At 54.3% G+C, this 13,806-nt stretch carries 15 protein-coding genes; 4 read left to right on the top strand and 11 right to left on the bottom strand.

Features of this window, described 5'->3' with window-relative positions; genetic code table 11:
- The first annotated feature begins 20 nt into the window (after window positions 1-20).
- The 3 genes from treC to nrdG all read left to right on the top strand — a co-directional run bounded on the left by treC (window position 21) and on the right by nrdG (window position 4,810).
- Window positions 21-1,676, top strand: coding sequence for an alpha,alpha-phosphotrehalase (gene treC / locus ACERJC_RS11650; protein ID WP_373671729.1), 1,656 nt, complete (start codon window positions 21-23; stop codon window positions 1,674-1,676).
- 409 nt (window positions 1,677-2,085) lie between these two features.
- A complete protein-coding gene (gene nrdD, locus ACERJC_RS11645) occupies window positions 2,086-4,224 on the top strand; it encodes an anaerobic ribonucleoside-triphosphate reductase (RefSeq protein ID WP_373671728.1) in 2,139 nt (712 codons plus the stop codon).
- Window positions 4,225-4,345: 121 nt separating this feature from the next.
- On the top strand, window positions 4,346-4,810 hold the full coding sequence (nrdG, locus tag ACERJC_RS11640; RefSeq protein WP_152401770.1) for an anaerobic ribonucleoside-triphosphate reductase-activating protein: 465 nt from the start codon (window positions 4,346-4,348) through the stop codon (window positions 4,808-4,810).
- A gap of 8 nt (window positions 4,811-4,818) precedes the next feature.
- On the opposite strand, the gene ACERJC_RS11635 is transcribed toward nrdG, so the two are convergent.
- From ACERJC_RS11635 to ACERJC_RS11585, 11 genes are all read right to left on the bottom strand, one after another.
- A complete protein-coding gene (locus ACERJC_RS11635; protein ID WP_373671727.1) occupies window positions 4,819-5,103 on the bottom strand; it encodes a type II toxin-antitoxin system RelE family toxin in 285 nt (94 codons plus the stop codon).
- Window positions 5,093-5,335, bottom strand: a complete 243-nt coding sequence (locus ACERJC_RS11630; RefSeq protein WP_152401767.1) for a type II toxin-antitoxin system RelB/DinJ family antitoxin — start codon at window positions 5,333-5,335, stop codon at window positions 5,093-5,095. Before ACERJC_RS11630 ends, ACERJC_RS11635 begins: the two co-directional genes overlap by 11 nt.
- Window positions 5,336-5,412: 77 nt before the next feature.
- Window positions 5,413-7,323 carry a BglG family transcription antiterminator gene (locus ACERJC_RS11625; RefSeq protein ID WP_152401764.1) on the bottom strand — a complete coding sequence of 637 codons (1,911 nt, stop codon included), beginning with the start codon at window positions 7,321-7,323 and terminating at the stop codon, window positions 5,413-5,415.
- An 18-nt stretch (window positions 7,324-7,341) separates the two neighbouring features.
- Window positions 7,342-8,082 (bottom strand): 2-dehydro-3-deoxy-phosphogluconate aldolase, encoded by a 741-nt coding sequence (gene dagF / locus ACERJC_RS11620; protein WP_373671726.1) that lies wholly within the window; start codon window positions 8,080-8,082, stop codon window positions 7,342-7,344.
- Window positions 8,079-9,197 carry a DgaE family pyridoxal phosphate-dependent ammonia lyase gene (locus ACERJC_RS11615; protein WP_152401760.1) on the bottom strand — a complete coding sequence of 373 codons (1,119 nt, stop codon included), beginning with the start codon at window positions 9,195-9,197 and terminating at the stop codon, window positions 8,079-8,081. The genes dagF and ACERJC_RS11615 overlap by 4 nt, the downstream gene beginning before the upstream one ends.
- Window positions 9,181-10,314, bottom strand: a complete 1,134-nt coding sequence (locus ACERJC_RS11610) for an amidohydrolase/deacetylase family metallohydrolase (protein WP_373671725.1) — start codon at window positions 10,312-10,314, stop codon at window positions 9,181-9,183. Before ACERJC_RS11610 ends, ACERJC_RS11615 begins: the two co-directional genes overlap by 17 nt.
- 44 nt (window positions 10,315-10,358) lie before the next feature.
- Window positions 10,359-11,003: a DUF4310 family protein gene (locus tag ACERJC_RS11605; protein ID WP_042321639.1), complete on the bottom strand. Its 645-nt coding sequence runs from the start codon at window positions 11,001-11,003 to the stop codon at window positions 10,359-10,361.
- 11 nt (window positions 11,004-11,014) lie between these two features.
- Window positions 11,015-11,791 carry a DUF4311 domain-containing protein gene (locus tag ACERJC_RS11600; protein ID WP_042321636.1) on the bottom strand — a complete coding sequence of 259 codons (777 nt, stop codon included), beginning with the start codon at window positions 11,789-11,791 and terminating at the stop codon, window positions 11,015-11,017.
- A 22-nt stretch (window positions 11,792-11,813) separates the two neighbouring features.
- Window positions 11,814-12,113: a DUF4312 family protein gene (locus ACERJC_RS11595; RefSeq protein WP_046495547.1), complete on the bottom strand. Its 300-nt coding sequence runs from the start codon at window positions 12,111-12,113 to the stop codon at window positions 11,814-11,816.
- Between the two features lie 2 nt (window positions 12,114-12,115).
- Window positions 12,116-12,478, bottom strand: coding sequence for an SFCGS family glycine-rich protein (locus tag ACERJC_RS11590; RefSeq protein ID WP_012134368.1), 363 nt, complete (start codon window positions 12,476-12,478; stop codon window positions 12,116-12,118).
- A gap of 11 nt (window positions 12,479-12,489) precedes the next feature.
- Entirely contained in the window at window positions 12,490-12,828 is a 339-nt protein-coding gene (locus ACERJC_RS11585) for a glycine dehydrogenase (protein ID WP_162200254.1), read from the bottom strand.
- 373 nt (window positions 12,829-13,201) lie between these two features.
- Between ACERJC_RS11585 and ACERJC_RS11580 the strand changes: the two genes are divergently transcribed.
- Window positions 13,202-13,720 carry a ClbS/DfsB family four-helix bundle protein gene (locus tag ACERJC_RS11580; RefSeq protein ID WP_178826699.1) on the top strand — a complete coding sequence of 173 codons (519 nt, stop codon included), beginning with the start codon at window positions 13,202-13,204 and terminating at the stop codon, window positions 13,718-13,720.
- Window positions 13,721-13,806 lie beyond the last annotated feature (86 nt).

The following is a 13,806-nucleotide window of genomic DNA, read 5'->3' as shown; positions in this document are numbered from 1 at the left end:
CGCATAACCAGGAAATGACTATGAATACCCTTCCCCACTGGTGGCAAAACGGCGTCATCTACCAGATCTACCCCAGAAGTTTTCAGGATACGACCGGCTCTGGCACCGGCGATTTACGTGGCGTGACTCAGCGCCTCGACTATCTGCATAAACTGGGCGTGGATGCCATCTGGCTGACACCGTTCTATATCTCGCCGCAGGTGGATAATGGCTACGATGTCGCCAACTACACGGCAATCGATCCCGCCTACGGTACGCTGGACGATTTCGACGAACTGGTCGCCCAGGCAAAAGCGCGCGGGATCCGCATTATTCTCGATATGGTGTTTAATCACACCTCCACGCAGCACGCCTGGTTTCGTGAGGCGCTCGACAAAGACAGTCCGTATCGCGAGTTTTACACCTGGCGCGACGGCACGCCCGATACGCTGCCCAACAACTGGCGTTCCAAGTTTGGCGGTAACGCCTGGCAATGGCATGCGCAGAGCGAACAGTATTACCTGCACCTCTTCGCCCCGGAACAGGCGGATCTGAACTGGGAAAACCCTGCCGTTCGCGCCGAGCTGAAAAAAGTCTGCGAATTCTGGGCCGATCGCGGCGTGGATGGCCTGCGCCTGGACGTCGTTAATCTCATCTCCAAAGATCAGAGCTTCCCCAATGACCTTGACGGCGACGGTCGCCGCTTTTACACCGATGGGCCGCGGGCACATGAATTTCTGCATGAGATGAACCGCGACGTCTTTACGCCGCGCAAGCTGATGACGGTCGGCGAGATGTCCTCTACCACGCTGGAACATTGCCAGCGCTACGCCGCGCTGGACGGTAGCGAACTGTCGATGACCTTCAATTTTCATCACCTGAAGGTTGATTATCCTGACGGAGAAAAATGGACACTGGCGAAACCCGATTTTGTCGCGCTGAAGACCCTGTTCCGCCACTGGCAGCAAGGGATGCACAACGTCGCGTGGAATGCGCTGTTCTGGTGTAACCACGATCAGCCGCGCATCGTGTCGCGCTTCGGCGACGAAGGTGAATATCGGGTGCCGGCAGCGAAAATGCTGGCGATGGTGCTGCACGGCATGCAGGGGACACCATACATCTACCAGGGTGAAGAGATCGGCATGACCAATCCGCACTTCACCCGGATCACCGACTACCGTGATGTGGAAAGCCATAACATGTTTGCTGAGTTGCGGGCTGAAGGTCGCGATGCCAATGAACTGCTGGCAATCCTGGCCAGTAAATCCCGCGACAACAGTCGTACGCCGATGCAGTGGGATAACCGCAAAAACGCAGGCTTCAGCCAGGGCGAACCGTGGATCCCGTTGTGCGATAACTACACGGACATCAACGTGGAGAACGCGCTCGGCGATAACGCGTCGGTGTTTTACACCTACCAACGGCTGATCGCACTACGCAAATCAGAACCGGTGCTCACCTGGGGCGACTATCAGGATCTGTTGCCAGACAGCCCGTATCTCTGGTGCTATCGCCGCGAATGGCAGGGGCAAACGCTGCTGGTCATTGCCAACCTGAGCGGCGAATACCAGGCCTGGCAACCGGAGTCGTGCCGTGGTCGCTGGCAGGTACTGATGCACAACTATGAGGAAGTTTCACCGCAGCCGACGGCAATGACGCTGCGTCCTTTCGAAGCCATCTGGTGGCTTCAGAAGTAATCGGCTGACCCCCTCTTGCCCGGAGAAGGAAGACTTCCCGGGCAAAATCCCTCTCCCTGCCTTAGCTAACTGTTTTTGCTGAATAAATAATCAGATTTTTCTATGTCACAATTTACAATCGCTATAACGCCCGCCAACTGTACGCTCTGATTTTTACTTTGCGCTATATCAAAAAAATCGCAAACACTTTTGATGCAAATCACTATATATAGAACTTAAAATGCAATCCGCCCCAACATGTTGTATTAATCAACTACATTTACAACAACGATGATGTCCACAGTCAGGGTGACATTGTGGATAACATGGGACTGGACTGCGGGAAGTGATTGGATAGAGAGATGAATAACCATATCAATGCTTCCCGAGCCTCTGTGGATAACCTGTTCTTACAAATTATGGAGTGATCATGACACCGCATGTGATGAAACGAGATGGCTGTAAAGTGCCGTTTAAATCAGAGCGCATCAAAGAAGCCATTCTGCGTGCAGCTAAAGCAGCGGGAGTCGATGACGCAGATTACTGCGCCACCGTCGCAGAAGTCGTAAGCAGCCAGATGGACGCGCGTAGCCAGGTCGATATTAATGAGATCCAGACTGCGGTTGAGAACCAACTGATGTCGGGTCCTTACAAGCAACTCGCGCGCGCCTACATTGAATACCGTCATGACCGTGATATTCAGCGTGAAAAACGCGGTCGCCTGAACCAGGAAATTCGCGGCCTGGTGGAGCAAACCAACTCCGCGTTGCTCAATGAGAACGCCAACAAAGACAGCAAAGTCATTCCGACCCAGCGCGACCTGCTGGCCGGTATCGTGGCCAAACACTACGCTCGTCAGCACTTGCTGCCGCGTGATGTCGTGCAGGCGCACGAGCGCGGTGACATTCACTATCACGATCTCGACTATTCCCCATTCTTCCCGATGTTTAACTGCATGCTGATCGATCTGAAAGGGATGCTGACGCAGGGCTTTAAGATGGGTAATGCGGAGATCGAGCCGCCAAAATCGATCTCTACCGCCACCGCCGTGACCGCGCAAATCATCGCGCAGGTCGCCAGCCATATTTACGGCGGCACCACCATTAACCGCATTGATGAAGTGCTGGCGCCGTTCGTAACCGCCAGCTTCAAAAAGCACCGTAAAACGGCGGAAGAGTGGCACATTCCGGATGCCGACGGCTATGCGCATTCCCGTACCGAGAAAGAGTGCTACGACGCATTCCAGTCTCTGGAGTATGAGGTCAATACGCTGCATACCGCCAACGGCCAGACGCCGTTCGTCACCTTTGGTTTCGGTCTGGGCACCAGTTGGGAATCGCGCCTGATTCAGCAATCCATTCTGCGTAACCGTATCGCTGGCCTGGGCAAAAATCGCAAAACCGCCGTGTTCCCGAAACTGGTGTTTGCGATTCGTGACGGCCTGAACCACAAATTTGGCGATCCAAACTACGACATCAAACAACTGGCGCTGGAGTGTGCCAGCAAACGTATGTATCCGGACATCCTGAACTACGATCAGGTCGTGAAAGTCACCGGTTCGTTCAAAACCCCGATGGGCTGCCGCAGCTTCCTCGGCGTGTGGGAAAACGAACAGGGCGAACAGGTTCACGATGGGCGTAATAACCTCGGCGTGATCAGCCTTAACCTGCCGCGTATCGCACTGGAAGCGGGCGGTGATGAGCCGACGTTCTGGAAGTTGCTGGACGATCGTCTGATACTGGCGCGTAAAGCGCTGATGACCCGAATCGCCCGTCTGGAAGGCGTCAAAGCCCGCGTCGCACCGATCCTGTATATGGAAGGGGCCTGCGGCGTACGTCTGAAAGCCGATGATGACATTGCGGAAATCTTTAAAAACGGTCGCGCGTCAATTTCGCTAGGCTATATCGGTATCCACGAAACCATCAACGCCCTGTTTGGCGATACGCATCTGTATGACAGCGAAGTGCTGCGCGCGAAAGCGGTCGCCATTGTTGAGCATCTGCGTCAGGCCGTGGATCAGTGGAAAGAAGAGACGGGTTACGGCTTCAGCCTGTACAGCACGCCGAGTGAAAACCTGTGTGACCGTTTCTGCCGTCTGGATACCGCCGAGTTTGGCGTTGTGCCGGGCGTCACTGATAAAGGCTACTACACCAACAGTTTCCACCTCGACGTAGAGAAGAAGGTAAATCCGTACGACAAAATCGATTTCGAAGCGCCTTATCCGCCGCTGGCGAGCGGTGGCTTCATTTGCTACGGCGAGTACCCGAACATCCAGCACAACCTGAAAGCGCTGGAAGACGTCTGGGACTACAGCTATCAGCATGTGCCATATTACGGCACCAATACGCCAATCGATGAATGCTATGAGTGTGGCTTTACCGGCGAGTTCGAGTGCACCAGTAAAGGCTTCACCTGTCCGAAGTGCGGTAACCACGACGCCGCACGCGTGTCGGTGACCCGCCGCGTATGTGGTTATTTAGGCAGCCCGGACGCACGCCCATTTAACGCCGGTAAACAGGAAGAAGTGAAACGTCGCGTTAAGCATTTAGGGAATGGGCAGATCGGTTAATTTCCGTTTGCAAAGGCCGTAGGCCTGATAAGACGCAATCGCGTCGCCATCAGGCATCACAATGTTGCCGGATGGCGGTGCAAGCACCTTATCCGGCCTACATTCTTTCTGGACATCCTCTATGCAATATCATCAATATTATCCTGTCGACATCGTTAACGGCCCCGGAACTCGCTGCACCCTGTTTGTTTCAGGGTGCGTGCACGAATGCCCGGGCTGCTACAACAAAAGCACCTGGCGACTGAATTCAGGCCAGCCGTTCACGAAAGAAATGGAAGACCAGATCATTAACGATCTGAACGATACGCGGATCCACCGCCAGGGGATCTCCCTTTCCGGCGGCGATCCGCTTCATCCGCAGAACGTACCGGATATTCTGAAACTGGTGCAACGCATTCGCGCTGAATGTGCGGGCAAAGATATCTGGGTGTGGACCGGCTATAAGCTGGATGAACTCAATGCCGCGCAAATGCAGGTTGTGGATCTCATCAACGTGCTGGTCGACGGTAAGTATGTGCAGGATCTGAAAGACCCGGCGCTGATCTGGCGCGGCAGCAGCAACCAGGTTGTGCACCATTTGCGGTAACCTCCCCGTCAAAGCCGTTTGTCAGCGTCCTGATAAACGGCCGATTTTTCCCGCTTACCGATCGCAATCACCAGTATAAGAACCTGTGCATCCTTCACCTGATAAACTAGCCTGAAGCCAGACGCTTTGAGTTTTATTTTGTAGCAATCAGGAAAGTCATGAAGCCGGGCGGAGGAGAGCCGTGGATGTGAAAGCACCTCAGCCAGTTTCTTCCTGAACTGGTTTTTCACCGTTTCACCCAACTTTTGCCATTCCTTCAGCGCCCGCGGATCAAACGCCAGTTCATAGCGCATCCAGTCTGACCTTAATGGCCTCTTGCGGATCGGCCAGTCGCTCCCTGACAGTACGCAATAACGCTTCTTCGCTATCACTGACAGTGAGTGTCTTTACCGGCATGCGTCCATTTTCAGCCACATACTGAAACAGCAGTCTTACCGCTTCCGTAGGCGTAATATTGAGTTTTTCCAGCACGGCATACGCCTCGTTTTTGAGTTTGTCATCCAGACGGACGTTCAATGTGGCCATTATGCCTCCAGAGAAAAAAGAAATGTAATGCATTATAGCATTACATCTGCATTACATTCATATCTGGATAATGGCTCTCAAAAACGACTCACGCACTCCATCGCCACCGCTTTAAACTCGGCGAAGTTCTGGCTGCTGCACAGTCGCGTCATGGCGCGCTCGCGCAGGAACGTGACGAAGATATCGTAGATAGCCATTGCCTCTTCGTACTCGCTTTTGCTGATGGCGAGTAAAAAGATCACGTGCGCAGTCTCGTCACCCCAGGCGATGCCCTGTGGGGCGAGCACCGTATAGACTACCGTTTTTTTCGCCAGCAGTCCGAGGGCGTGTGGCAGCGCAATACTGTCACCAAGCATCGTGCTGACGATCGCCTCACGCTCAACTACCGAGTCGAGGAATTCCGCATCGACAAATCCTTCACTCTGCAACCGATCGCACAAGGTTTTAAACAGCGTCTGCTGGTCCATCTCACCGTCGATAATACAAAAATGCGCGGCATCGAAGTATTTGTTCAGCATCCACGGACGGGTTCTGTCCACCAGCACCAACTTACCGATCTGTTCCAGTTGATAGTCAGTAGGGAACGGGGCGATCTGCACGACCGGTTTGTCTTTCTCACCGATCCGCGCCGTGGCGATCACAAAGTCCTCCGCGATGCTCTCGCGCTGTTCGTAATCGCGCAGCGTCAGCGTATGCACAATTTCAATCTGCGGATATTTGCGTGCCAGTACCGCTTCAATCATGCGCACCATCGCATTTCCCGCGTCACAAACCAGCAGAACTTTTGGCTGGCGTTGGTAACCGATGTTGTAACTACGTTCAAGCCCAACGCCGATGTGCAACACCAGAAAGCCGATCTCGTTTTCGCTGATGGCGTAAGGGGTGTATTTGCCCCAACTGGAAACCGCCGCCAGGGTCATATCCCACGCCATGGGATAGTGCTGCTTGATGTTTTCCAGTAGCGGATTCGGGATCATTATCTGATAGCGCACCCGGGTGATCATCGTTTTGATGTGAGTGAGTAAATCCGCGTGAAGCTGTTTATCATTCAACAGGTTATAGTTGTACTGGCTGTTGATAAACCGCAGGATGTAATTGACCAGCGCTTCTTCATCGTCGGCATTGATCGCGCTGGGGGCAATTTCCTGCACCTGCCGCGCCGCGATATGCACCTTCAGCCAGTTCTCTTCCGATACCGAGAGCGGATGATTTGCCAGATGCTGCACCACAGCGGCAATCTCACGCGCCGCCAGGCATACGTTCTCTTCCACCTCTTCGGTGGTGAACTCCGACAGCGGATACCCTTCGCTGATGCGGCGTACCGCGACCGCGCAGTACAGGCGCAAAAACAGTTCGCCTTCGTCGGTAAGGCGAATATGGAAGCGGTTGAAGATCTCCTCAAGGAGAGGTTGAAGCTGCGACGGCACACCGGCATACAGCGCCTCTTCGGTCACCAGCGGATTAGCAGGATCCTGCTGCGCCAGCGTCCAGAGAAGATCGGTCAGGCAGGCGCGGATCGCCATCTCGCTGCCGAACAGTTTCATGCCATGGCGAGGGCGGGTTTCCAGCGTTAGATGATAGCGTTGCAGCCATTCACGTACTTCCGCCATGTCATTTTGTAACGTCGCCCGGCTGACAAACCATTCATCAGCTAAATCTTCGAGTTTGAGAGAAAAAGCGGACGTCAGAAAGCGCACCATCAGATAGTGCACGCGTTCCTGACTGGTTCGCGGAATTCGCAGCGCGCTGGGCTGCTGCGATTGCAGGGACTGATAGCTTGCCGGGTCATCGATCCTGAGCTGATAACCGTTGCCCCGGCTGAGGATAAACTGCGCGCCATGCTGAGTCAGCAGGGCATTGAGCGCAGTAATATCGGCACGAACAGTACGTGTGGAAACCGACAACCGCTGCGCCAGCTCATCCTGTGGCAGCGTCTCGTTTTGCAACATAGTAAACAGTTGCGCCAAACGTTGGTTGGGGAATCGCACATCACTCTCCTCGTTATTTTAACCTACACACGTCCGGGTAAGCGCAAGCAGCTGGCGCACATCGTCCGGACGGGTGTTCCCACTTACCTTATCAATAATAGAACTATAAATGTGAGGAATGATTTTGCTTACGCCAGCGTCGAGGGCGATTTGCAAAATCTCAGCGTAGTTTTCCAGATCGATGCCACCGGTCGGTTCCAGCCAGAAATCATGACGCGCACAGGCCTCTGCCACCGCTTTATATTCGTCACGGCATTTCAGCCCGCCCATCGGGAAGTATTTGATCGAGCTACCGCCCATATCTTTCAGCATTTCGATAGCCGTTTCGACCGGGACAATGCCGTCCGCCGCTTTGCTGCTCAGCGGTCCGGTGGAAATTTTCACCAGACCCGGCGTGCCGGTTGGCGATACCAGACCGTTAACCTCCGTCTCACTCTGCCCGAGCAGGGCGCGGCTGGTTGCCACGCCGGTGAACACCTGGTTGACGTGCTGCGGCTGAACCTGGCGGGAAATTTCACTGACCATCGCCGACTGGTTCGGATCGCCTGCCCCCAGCCCGACAGACAGCGCGTTGTTGATAAGCTTCGCGTAGTCGCGCATATCCGCCACCGCGCTTTCGACATCCGGGTAATTTTTGGAGAGCACGCCGACCAGCACATGACCTTCCGCCGCATCGTAAATATCTTGAGCGTTCTCTTTCGAGCCAGCCAGTACGTTCAGGCAGACGCGATCGCGGTAAAAGTTCGGGGTCAGTTTCATGCTTGTTTCTCCTGATTAATTACGTCGCCAATACGGCGCGCCACAATATCCAGTTGTGCGCGATCTACGCTGCGCACATCCGCTTCAATAATCCCTTCGTTGGCTTTGTAGCCACGGAAGTAAATCGCGTATTCGCCCTGCTTGAGCGCTTCCACCAGTTCGCCCGTCGCGATGCCGGTAACGGCTTCATCGAACTTAATTTCTGCACGGGCGATATCCCGTCCGGCGCTATCCCACACCACGCGAGCGGTCACCCCGTTGAGTGCATTGAGTGCGTCAATAAACGGCGTCATTTTTTCAACCATCTCTGCGCCGCTCTCTTTCTGAGCATGCAGATAGAGTTCAATGGCGCAGGTCAGACCGAGAATGCCCTCTTTGCCGACCTTCATCGCCCGGCCAATGCCTGCTGTCTGGCGTTTCACCCACTCGACGTACTGCGTTTTACCGATGACCAGTCCGCTGGTTGGCCCTTCAATGGCCTTCGCACCGCTGTAGATCACCAGATCCGCGCCGGAACGGTAGTAGCACTGCAGATCTTCTTCCGCCGCCGCATCGACAATCAACGGCAGATTATGTTTACGCGCCACCACGACGGCCTGCTCAACGCTGAGCATACTTTTCTGCACGCAGTGGTGGGATTTGATGTACAGGATCGCCGCCGTACGCGGGGTGATCGCCGCGGCCAACTGTGCGGCAGAGCACTCATTGGCATAACCCGCTTCCACCAGCTTGCCGCCGCCCAGCGCCACCATCGTGCCGACCGGCGCGCCAAAGTTGACGTTATGACCTCTCGGTAGCACGATTTCGTTATTTTCAATCGGCGTGACGTGCAGGTTTTCCAACAGCCAGTCGCTGTCCTGAACCAGCACGGCAGCCACCGACTGGGCGATACCCGCCGACGCACAGGAGACCACCGTTGCTCCCTCTACATCCAGCAGCTTCGCGATGTATTCCCCGGTTTTATTCACCAGATCTTTCATTTCAAAGTACTGGTTCATGCCGGCCATTGCCGCTTCCACCACTTCCGGGCGCGGCGTGGAAACGCCCAGCGCCGTCATACGTCCGGAGGTATTAATCACCTGCTTTAAATGGTATTTCTCAAAAATCGAAGGCATGTTCCGCGCTCCCTTGTTCGGTCATATAGCCCTTGCCCGCACGTATTGCGGCAAGCGGCACCAGCAGCTTCTCAGCCTGCAAACTGTCATTTTCGGCATCCATCAGCACGGTTGGCTGATGCTTCAGCGTAAAGAGGGTTAAGTCAGCGTCCAGACCAGGCTGGAGGCGACCTTTAGATTTCAGGCGCAAGCCGTCGGCGGCATTGGCCGTCACGCAGTCGATGACCTGCGGCAGCGACATTCCGATGGCGAGGAATTTCGACATCACATTCGCCAGTGAATACACCGGGCCGCTGATACGGTTGCGGCAATAGATATCAGAGCTGATGGTCTGCGGCAGAATGCCTAAGCTGATGGCGCGTTTTGCCACCGCGAAACTCAGGCTGGCCGTGCCGTGCCCTACATCCAGACGCACGCCGCGCTGAATCGCCCGGGTGACCGACGCGCGCAGTTCGCCTTCCGGCGTCAGGATACGATTGGGTTTTCCGTTGTAGCAGTGGGTGATGATATCGCCCGCCGTCAGGCGCTCCGCAATCTCATCCAGATCCGGCGGGTTATTGCCGATGTGGACCATCAGGGGCAAATCACCGTTCTCTTGCTGCATCGCTTTGGCGCGATCCAGCGGTGTAATACCATTTTCACCCACCACGCTGCTGCTCATTCGCGCCTTCAGGCCAACGATAAAATCGGGGTAACGTTTTACCGCCTGCTTCACCGCGTCGGCGTCGATGTTGGTCATATTCGCCAGCTCGTTTTGCGCAATCAGTCCGACACGGGAGATGTTCAGTAGGGCATAGACTTCCGTCGCGGCTTCGCGCGTCAGGGTATAAAAATCATCAATATCGTCGGCACCGGTGCTGCCCGCATCCACAACGGTTGTCACGCCGGTGGCAATGCCTACGCTGTCCGGTTCGTCGTGATAAATTGGGGAGTTTGGATAGCAGTGAACGTGGGAATCAATCCATCCGGCGCTGACGTAACACTCGCCGTTGAGCTCAACGGTTTTCACCGCCGGGTCGTTTATCTCACCTAACGCAGCGATTTTGCCGTCCTTCAGGGCGATGTCACAGACCGTATCGTCAACCAGACGCGCACGGCGCAGGAGTAAATCAAACATGTCTCTCTCCTGTTAGTGCGGGCGTTTTCACGCCCGCCGGGGGTTTAGCTAATGGCAATCGGGAAGATTGAACCTAAAATCATTGCGCCAAGGATCGCGCCGCCGGTGATCGGTTTCTGCCAGATGTAAAACAGCAGTGCGCCGACCAAAGAACCCACGCCGATAGGGATCGACGCCGTCATCGCGCTGAGGATGATCAGTGGACCGAGGAAACGACCCGAGGCGTTACCGGCCCCCATCATCACGTCCGCCCCGTAGGTCGAATCGCTCTGATTGATGGTGAACTTACGCGCCAGAATGATGACGTAACCGATCGCCAGGCCAATCGCCAGCCCCGTAGCCAGAGAAGCGATAAAGTTCTCAACCGGGAACATAATGCCCGCGCCCAGCAGCAGCGCCGGAACTCCCAGACCCACGCCGGTCTGAATCGCGCCGCCGATATCCAGAATCCCCACCAGAGAACCTTCGATGATGCGGGCGAACAGGAAGCTGGCACCAAACGCCGCCACCGCGCCGTACGATCCGGTATCAATTCCCGCTTTCAGCATGGCCACGAAAGCCACTTCGTTGAACGCGCCAATCCCGTACAGGTAGTACATGTGCGTCCCGGCAAATACGCCGGAGGAGAGCAGGCCAACGAAGATCGGGAAAGACCAGTCGGCAAACCAAAAACCTTTATTCTGTTCCATTGTGGCCTCCGTTATTTGCCGCTAAGCGAGTTGTGGATCAGTTCGAGCCAGTTCGGCACGGTCATGTGGAAGGATTCGATCATCTTCATGTCGAAGCCACGGAAGAAGCCGCTCAGGACGAACAGCAGAACAATCGCCGCCATCATCACTTTGGTCACATGGTTCCAGCCGCTCTCTTCAACGCCTTTACCGATCAGGATGCCCAGTACCAGACCCGGAACGGCGTTACCCATGATCAACTGCGCCGCGCCGCCGAAAACGGTTGCCCAGAAGCCCGATTTCTTACCGGCATCGATTGCCGCCAGCCAGAAGATCACTGGCATCACGGTGTTGACCAGCAGGTTTGCCGCAGGAACCAGTACCTTAACGGCAGTCACCTGCAACGCTTCCGGTACGGAAGAGGCCGTGAGGTTCAGGAAGGTCACGACGATCATGCCGATGATGCCGCAGGCAATCGCCATCTTTTTCGGGTCATGCAGCGTTTCACCGACGTTGCGGTTTTTGATCATCAGCGCTGCCGCGCCCCAGTTAGGAATAATGCGGTGATCCACGTCCTGTGTGAACGAGCCCGCCGCAACGGATGAGGCCCAGGCGTTGAAGAAAAAGCCCAGGCCAAACGAGAAGTGAGAAGCCGGATCCCCTTCACAGGAGTTCAGTTCCCCCAGAGTTCGAAACGCACCCATCCCCTGTGTGGTAGGCGCATGAAACATGCGTGCAGCCCCGGCCCCCACACCCACGCCGACGAGGGCACCGATGATGAGCGATTTTATTAAAATTATCAGGAACATAATTATGCCTTCTTAACAAGAATCAGCGTTGCGAGACAAAATCCACCTTGTCCAGATTGATGGCTGTCACGTTGACGGTCACATCCAGCTCCACGCTGTAAGTGCGTCGTTCCCGGCGCAGAAAGAAGAACAAAAACGCTTCTTTGCGCACCGCTTCACGCGCTTGAACAACCTGCACATCCTGTGGCTCAATACGCAGTAAAATATGCGGCGATGCCTTCATGACCGCGGCCTGAACGTGGTTCAGGGCATCGGCAAAGGCGCGCGTTTTGGCTTCGCCTTTACCGGTGACTCTCACCGTTGTGGTGAATTGTTCTTTCATACTTAGGCGCCGTATTTTTTCTGCCACGCCTGAACCAGACGCTCGCCAAGCTCTTCTTTATCCATAAAGCCGAACCCCAGCACGTTGCAGCCTTCGTTAATCGCCGTTACGCCTTCATCCACAGAGCGCATCCCGTATTTAGCCTTGTAGCCGTATTTGTTCTGTGCGGTGATAGCGCCCGCGCCGCCGCTGCCGCAAAAGGAGATGCCGAACGTGGCGTTTTCCGCTTTCATCACGTCCCCCAGTTTCATATCCGCGGCGACACCCGGTACCACCACCGCACGGCCACCGGCTTTCTCGACGCCTGCTGCCACTTTCTGGCCTTTTCCCAGACGATCGCCAATCACGACTGTAATCTGTTCCATGTTGTTGCTCCTTAAAGGTTGTCTTTCGCGACTTCAAAGTGGACGGACAGCAGCCAGGCCTCTTCCTCGGGAAGATTGCCAAACGCTGCGACCACGTCGCGGGCAAGCGCCATTGAATCGGCTGAAATTTCATCAAACAAACTGGCTTCCACTTCCGGCAAAGGCTCTCCGGTCACCGACCGGTGCGCCATGGCGCGAACGTGAGACGTCAGCATTTGTTCCTGTACGGCGTTGGGAATGATGTGATGTTCACGCAGCAAGGCATACACTTGCGCCAGCATGCGATCGGCCAGTTCACCAATCTGCGCCACCTGGTCCCCCATGTCGTTCATTACTGCTCCGTTATTCACTCGTCTTACCCCGTTAATGGCTCTGAGTTAAAACTAGCGGTGGGGGTCAAAAGTTTGTAGCGAGTTGTTTTCCACTTCGAAGTGGAAAGGCGAGTGGCAATAGTGATCTGTTCCACAAAAAAGGGGGTTTTGATGATTTATCGCTGGGAAAGTGTGATTTTATTCACAGATATCGAGGGTGTTTCGTGGCGACGCCAGCAGAGAAGAAAGTCTGAAACTGTGAGCAGAGCGCGCTTTTGAGCCGTATTATCGAAAAGAGTTATGACGAATCCTTGCAAGACATGACGCAAGGAGAGAGAAAATAACGGCCCGATGTTAAAACACCACACCGTTTCATCATGGTGTCATTTTCTTAAATGAGAAGGAATTCCTTATGAGTGTGCCTCAAACAAAAGCTGAATTACTTTTAGCCATTGATAAAAATTTCAGTAAATTAATCGGTTACCTTAATTCAATCCCGAACGAAATGACTTCCGATGATTCAATGGATGGGCACGCCAAAGGGACGGAGATGAGCGTTCGTGACCTTGTTTCGTATCTACTTGGATGGAATTCTCTGGTTGTAAAGTGGATCACTTTTGATGCGAAAGGTCAGCCGGTCGATTTTCCGGAAACAGGTTATAAATGGAACCAGCTTGGCCTCCTTGCTCAAAAATTTTACAAGGATTACAGCGCGTTAAGCTATGACTCCCTGATCGCTGAATTGCAGGCTGTAAAAAATGAAATTGTGCAGCTAATTAATGAACGTACTGATGATGTTTTGTACGGTAAACCGTGGTACACAAAATGGACGATGGGGCGAATGATCTCATTTAACACCTCTTCGCCTTACGCCAATGCGAATGGAAGATTAAGAAAGTGGGCGAAAAATAAAAATATCAGTTTAAAGTAATCATCAAAGTGAAATTATAAATCTGCCCCCCTTCTTATTCGACGCTGCCAGGTCTACATGTCGCAGGTAGCGTCGAACCACAAGCG

It is taken from the genome of Citrobacter telavivensis (assembly GCF_041807075.1).
Taxonomy (GTDB): Bacteria; Pseudomonadota; Gammaproteobacteria; order Enterobacterales; family Enterobacteriaceae; genus Citrobacter_A; species Citrobacter_A telavivensis.
This window is presented reverse-complemented; position numbering and strand designations above follow the sequence as displayed.

Bases quoted from the DNA above. Each gene is read 5' to 3' on its own strand.
- nrdG (WP_152401770.1), top strand. From the start codon at position 4,346: ATGCAATATCATCAATATTATCCTGTCGACATCGTTAACGGCCCCGGA.
- ACERJC_RS11615 (WP_152401760.1), bottom strand. From the start codon at position 9,197: ATGCCTTCGATTTTTGAGAAATACCATTTAAAGCAGGTGATTAATACC.
- dagF (WP_373671726.1), bottom strand. From the start codon at position 8,082: ATGAAACTGACCCCGAACTTTTACCGCGATCGCGTCTGCCTGAACGTA.
- ACERJC_RS11635 (WP_373671727.1), bottom strand. From the start codon at position 5,103: ATGCGCTATGAACTGGCGTTTGATCCGCGGGCGCTGAAGGAATGGCAA.
- ACERJC_RS11580 (WP_178826699.1), top strand. From the start codon at position 13,202: ATGAGTGTGCCTCAAACAAAAGCTGAATTACTTTTAGCCATTGATAAA.
- ACERJC_RS11595 (WP_046495547.1), bottom strand. From the start codon at position 12,113: ATGAAAGAACAATTCACCACAACGGTGAGAGTCACCGGTAAAGGCGAA.
- ACERJC_RS11630 (WP_152401767.1), bottom strand. From the start codon at position 5,335: ATGGCCACATTGAACGTCCGTCTGGATGACAAACTCAAAAACGAGGCG.
- nrdD (WP_373671728.1), top strand. From the start codon at position 2,086: ATGACACCGCATGTGATGAAACGAGATGGCTGTAAAGTGCCGTTTAAA.
- ACERJC_RS11605 (WP_042321639.1), bottom strand. From the start codon at position 11,003: ATGGAACAGAATAAAGGTTTTTGGTTTGCCGACTGGTCTTTCCCGATC.
- ACERJC_RS11600 (WP_042321636.1), bottom strand. From the start codon at position 11,791: ATGTTCCTGATAATTTTAATAAAATCGCTCATCATCGGTGCCCTCGTC.
- ACERJC_RS11610 (WP_373671725.1), bottom strand. From the start codon at position 10,314: ATGTTTGATTTACTCCTGCGCCGTGCGCGTCTGGTTGACGATACGGTC.
- ACERJC_RS11590 (WP_012134368.1), bottom strand. From the start codon at position 12,478: ATGGAACAGATTACAGTCGTGATTGGCGATCGTCTGGGAAAAGGCCAG.
- treC (WP_373671729.1), top strand. From the start codon at position 21: ATGAATACCCTTCCCCACTGGTGGCAAAACGGCGTCATCTACCAGATC.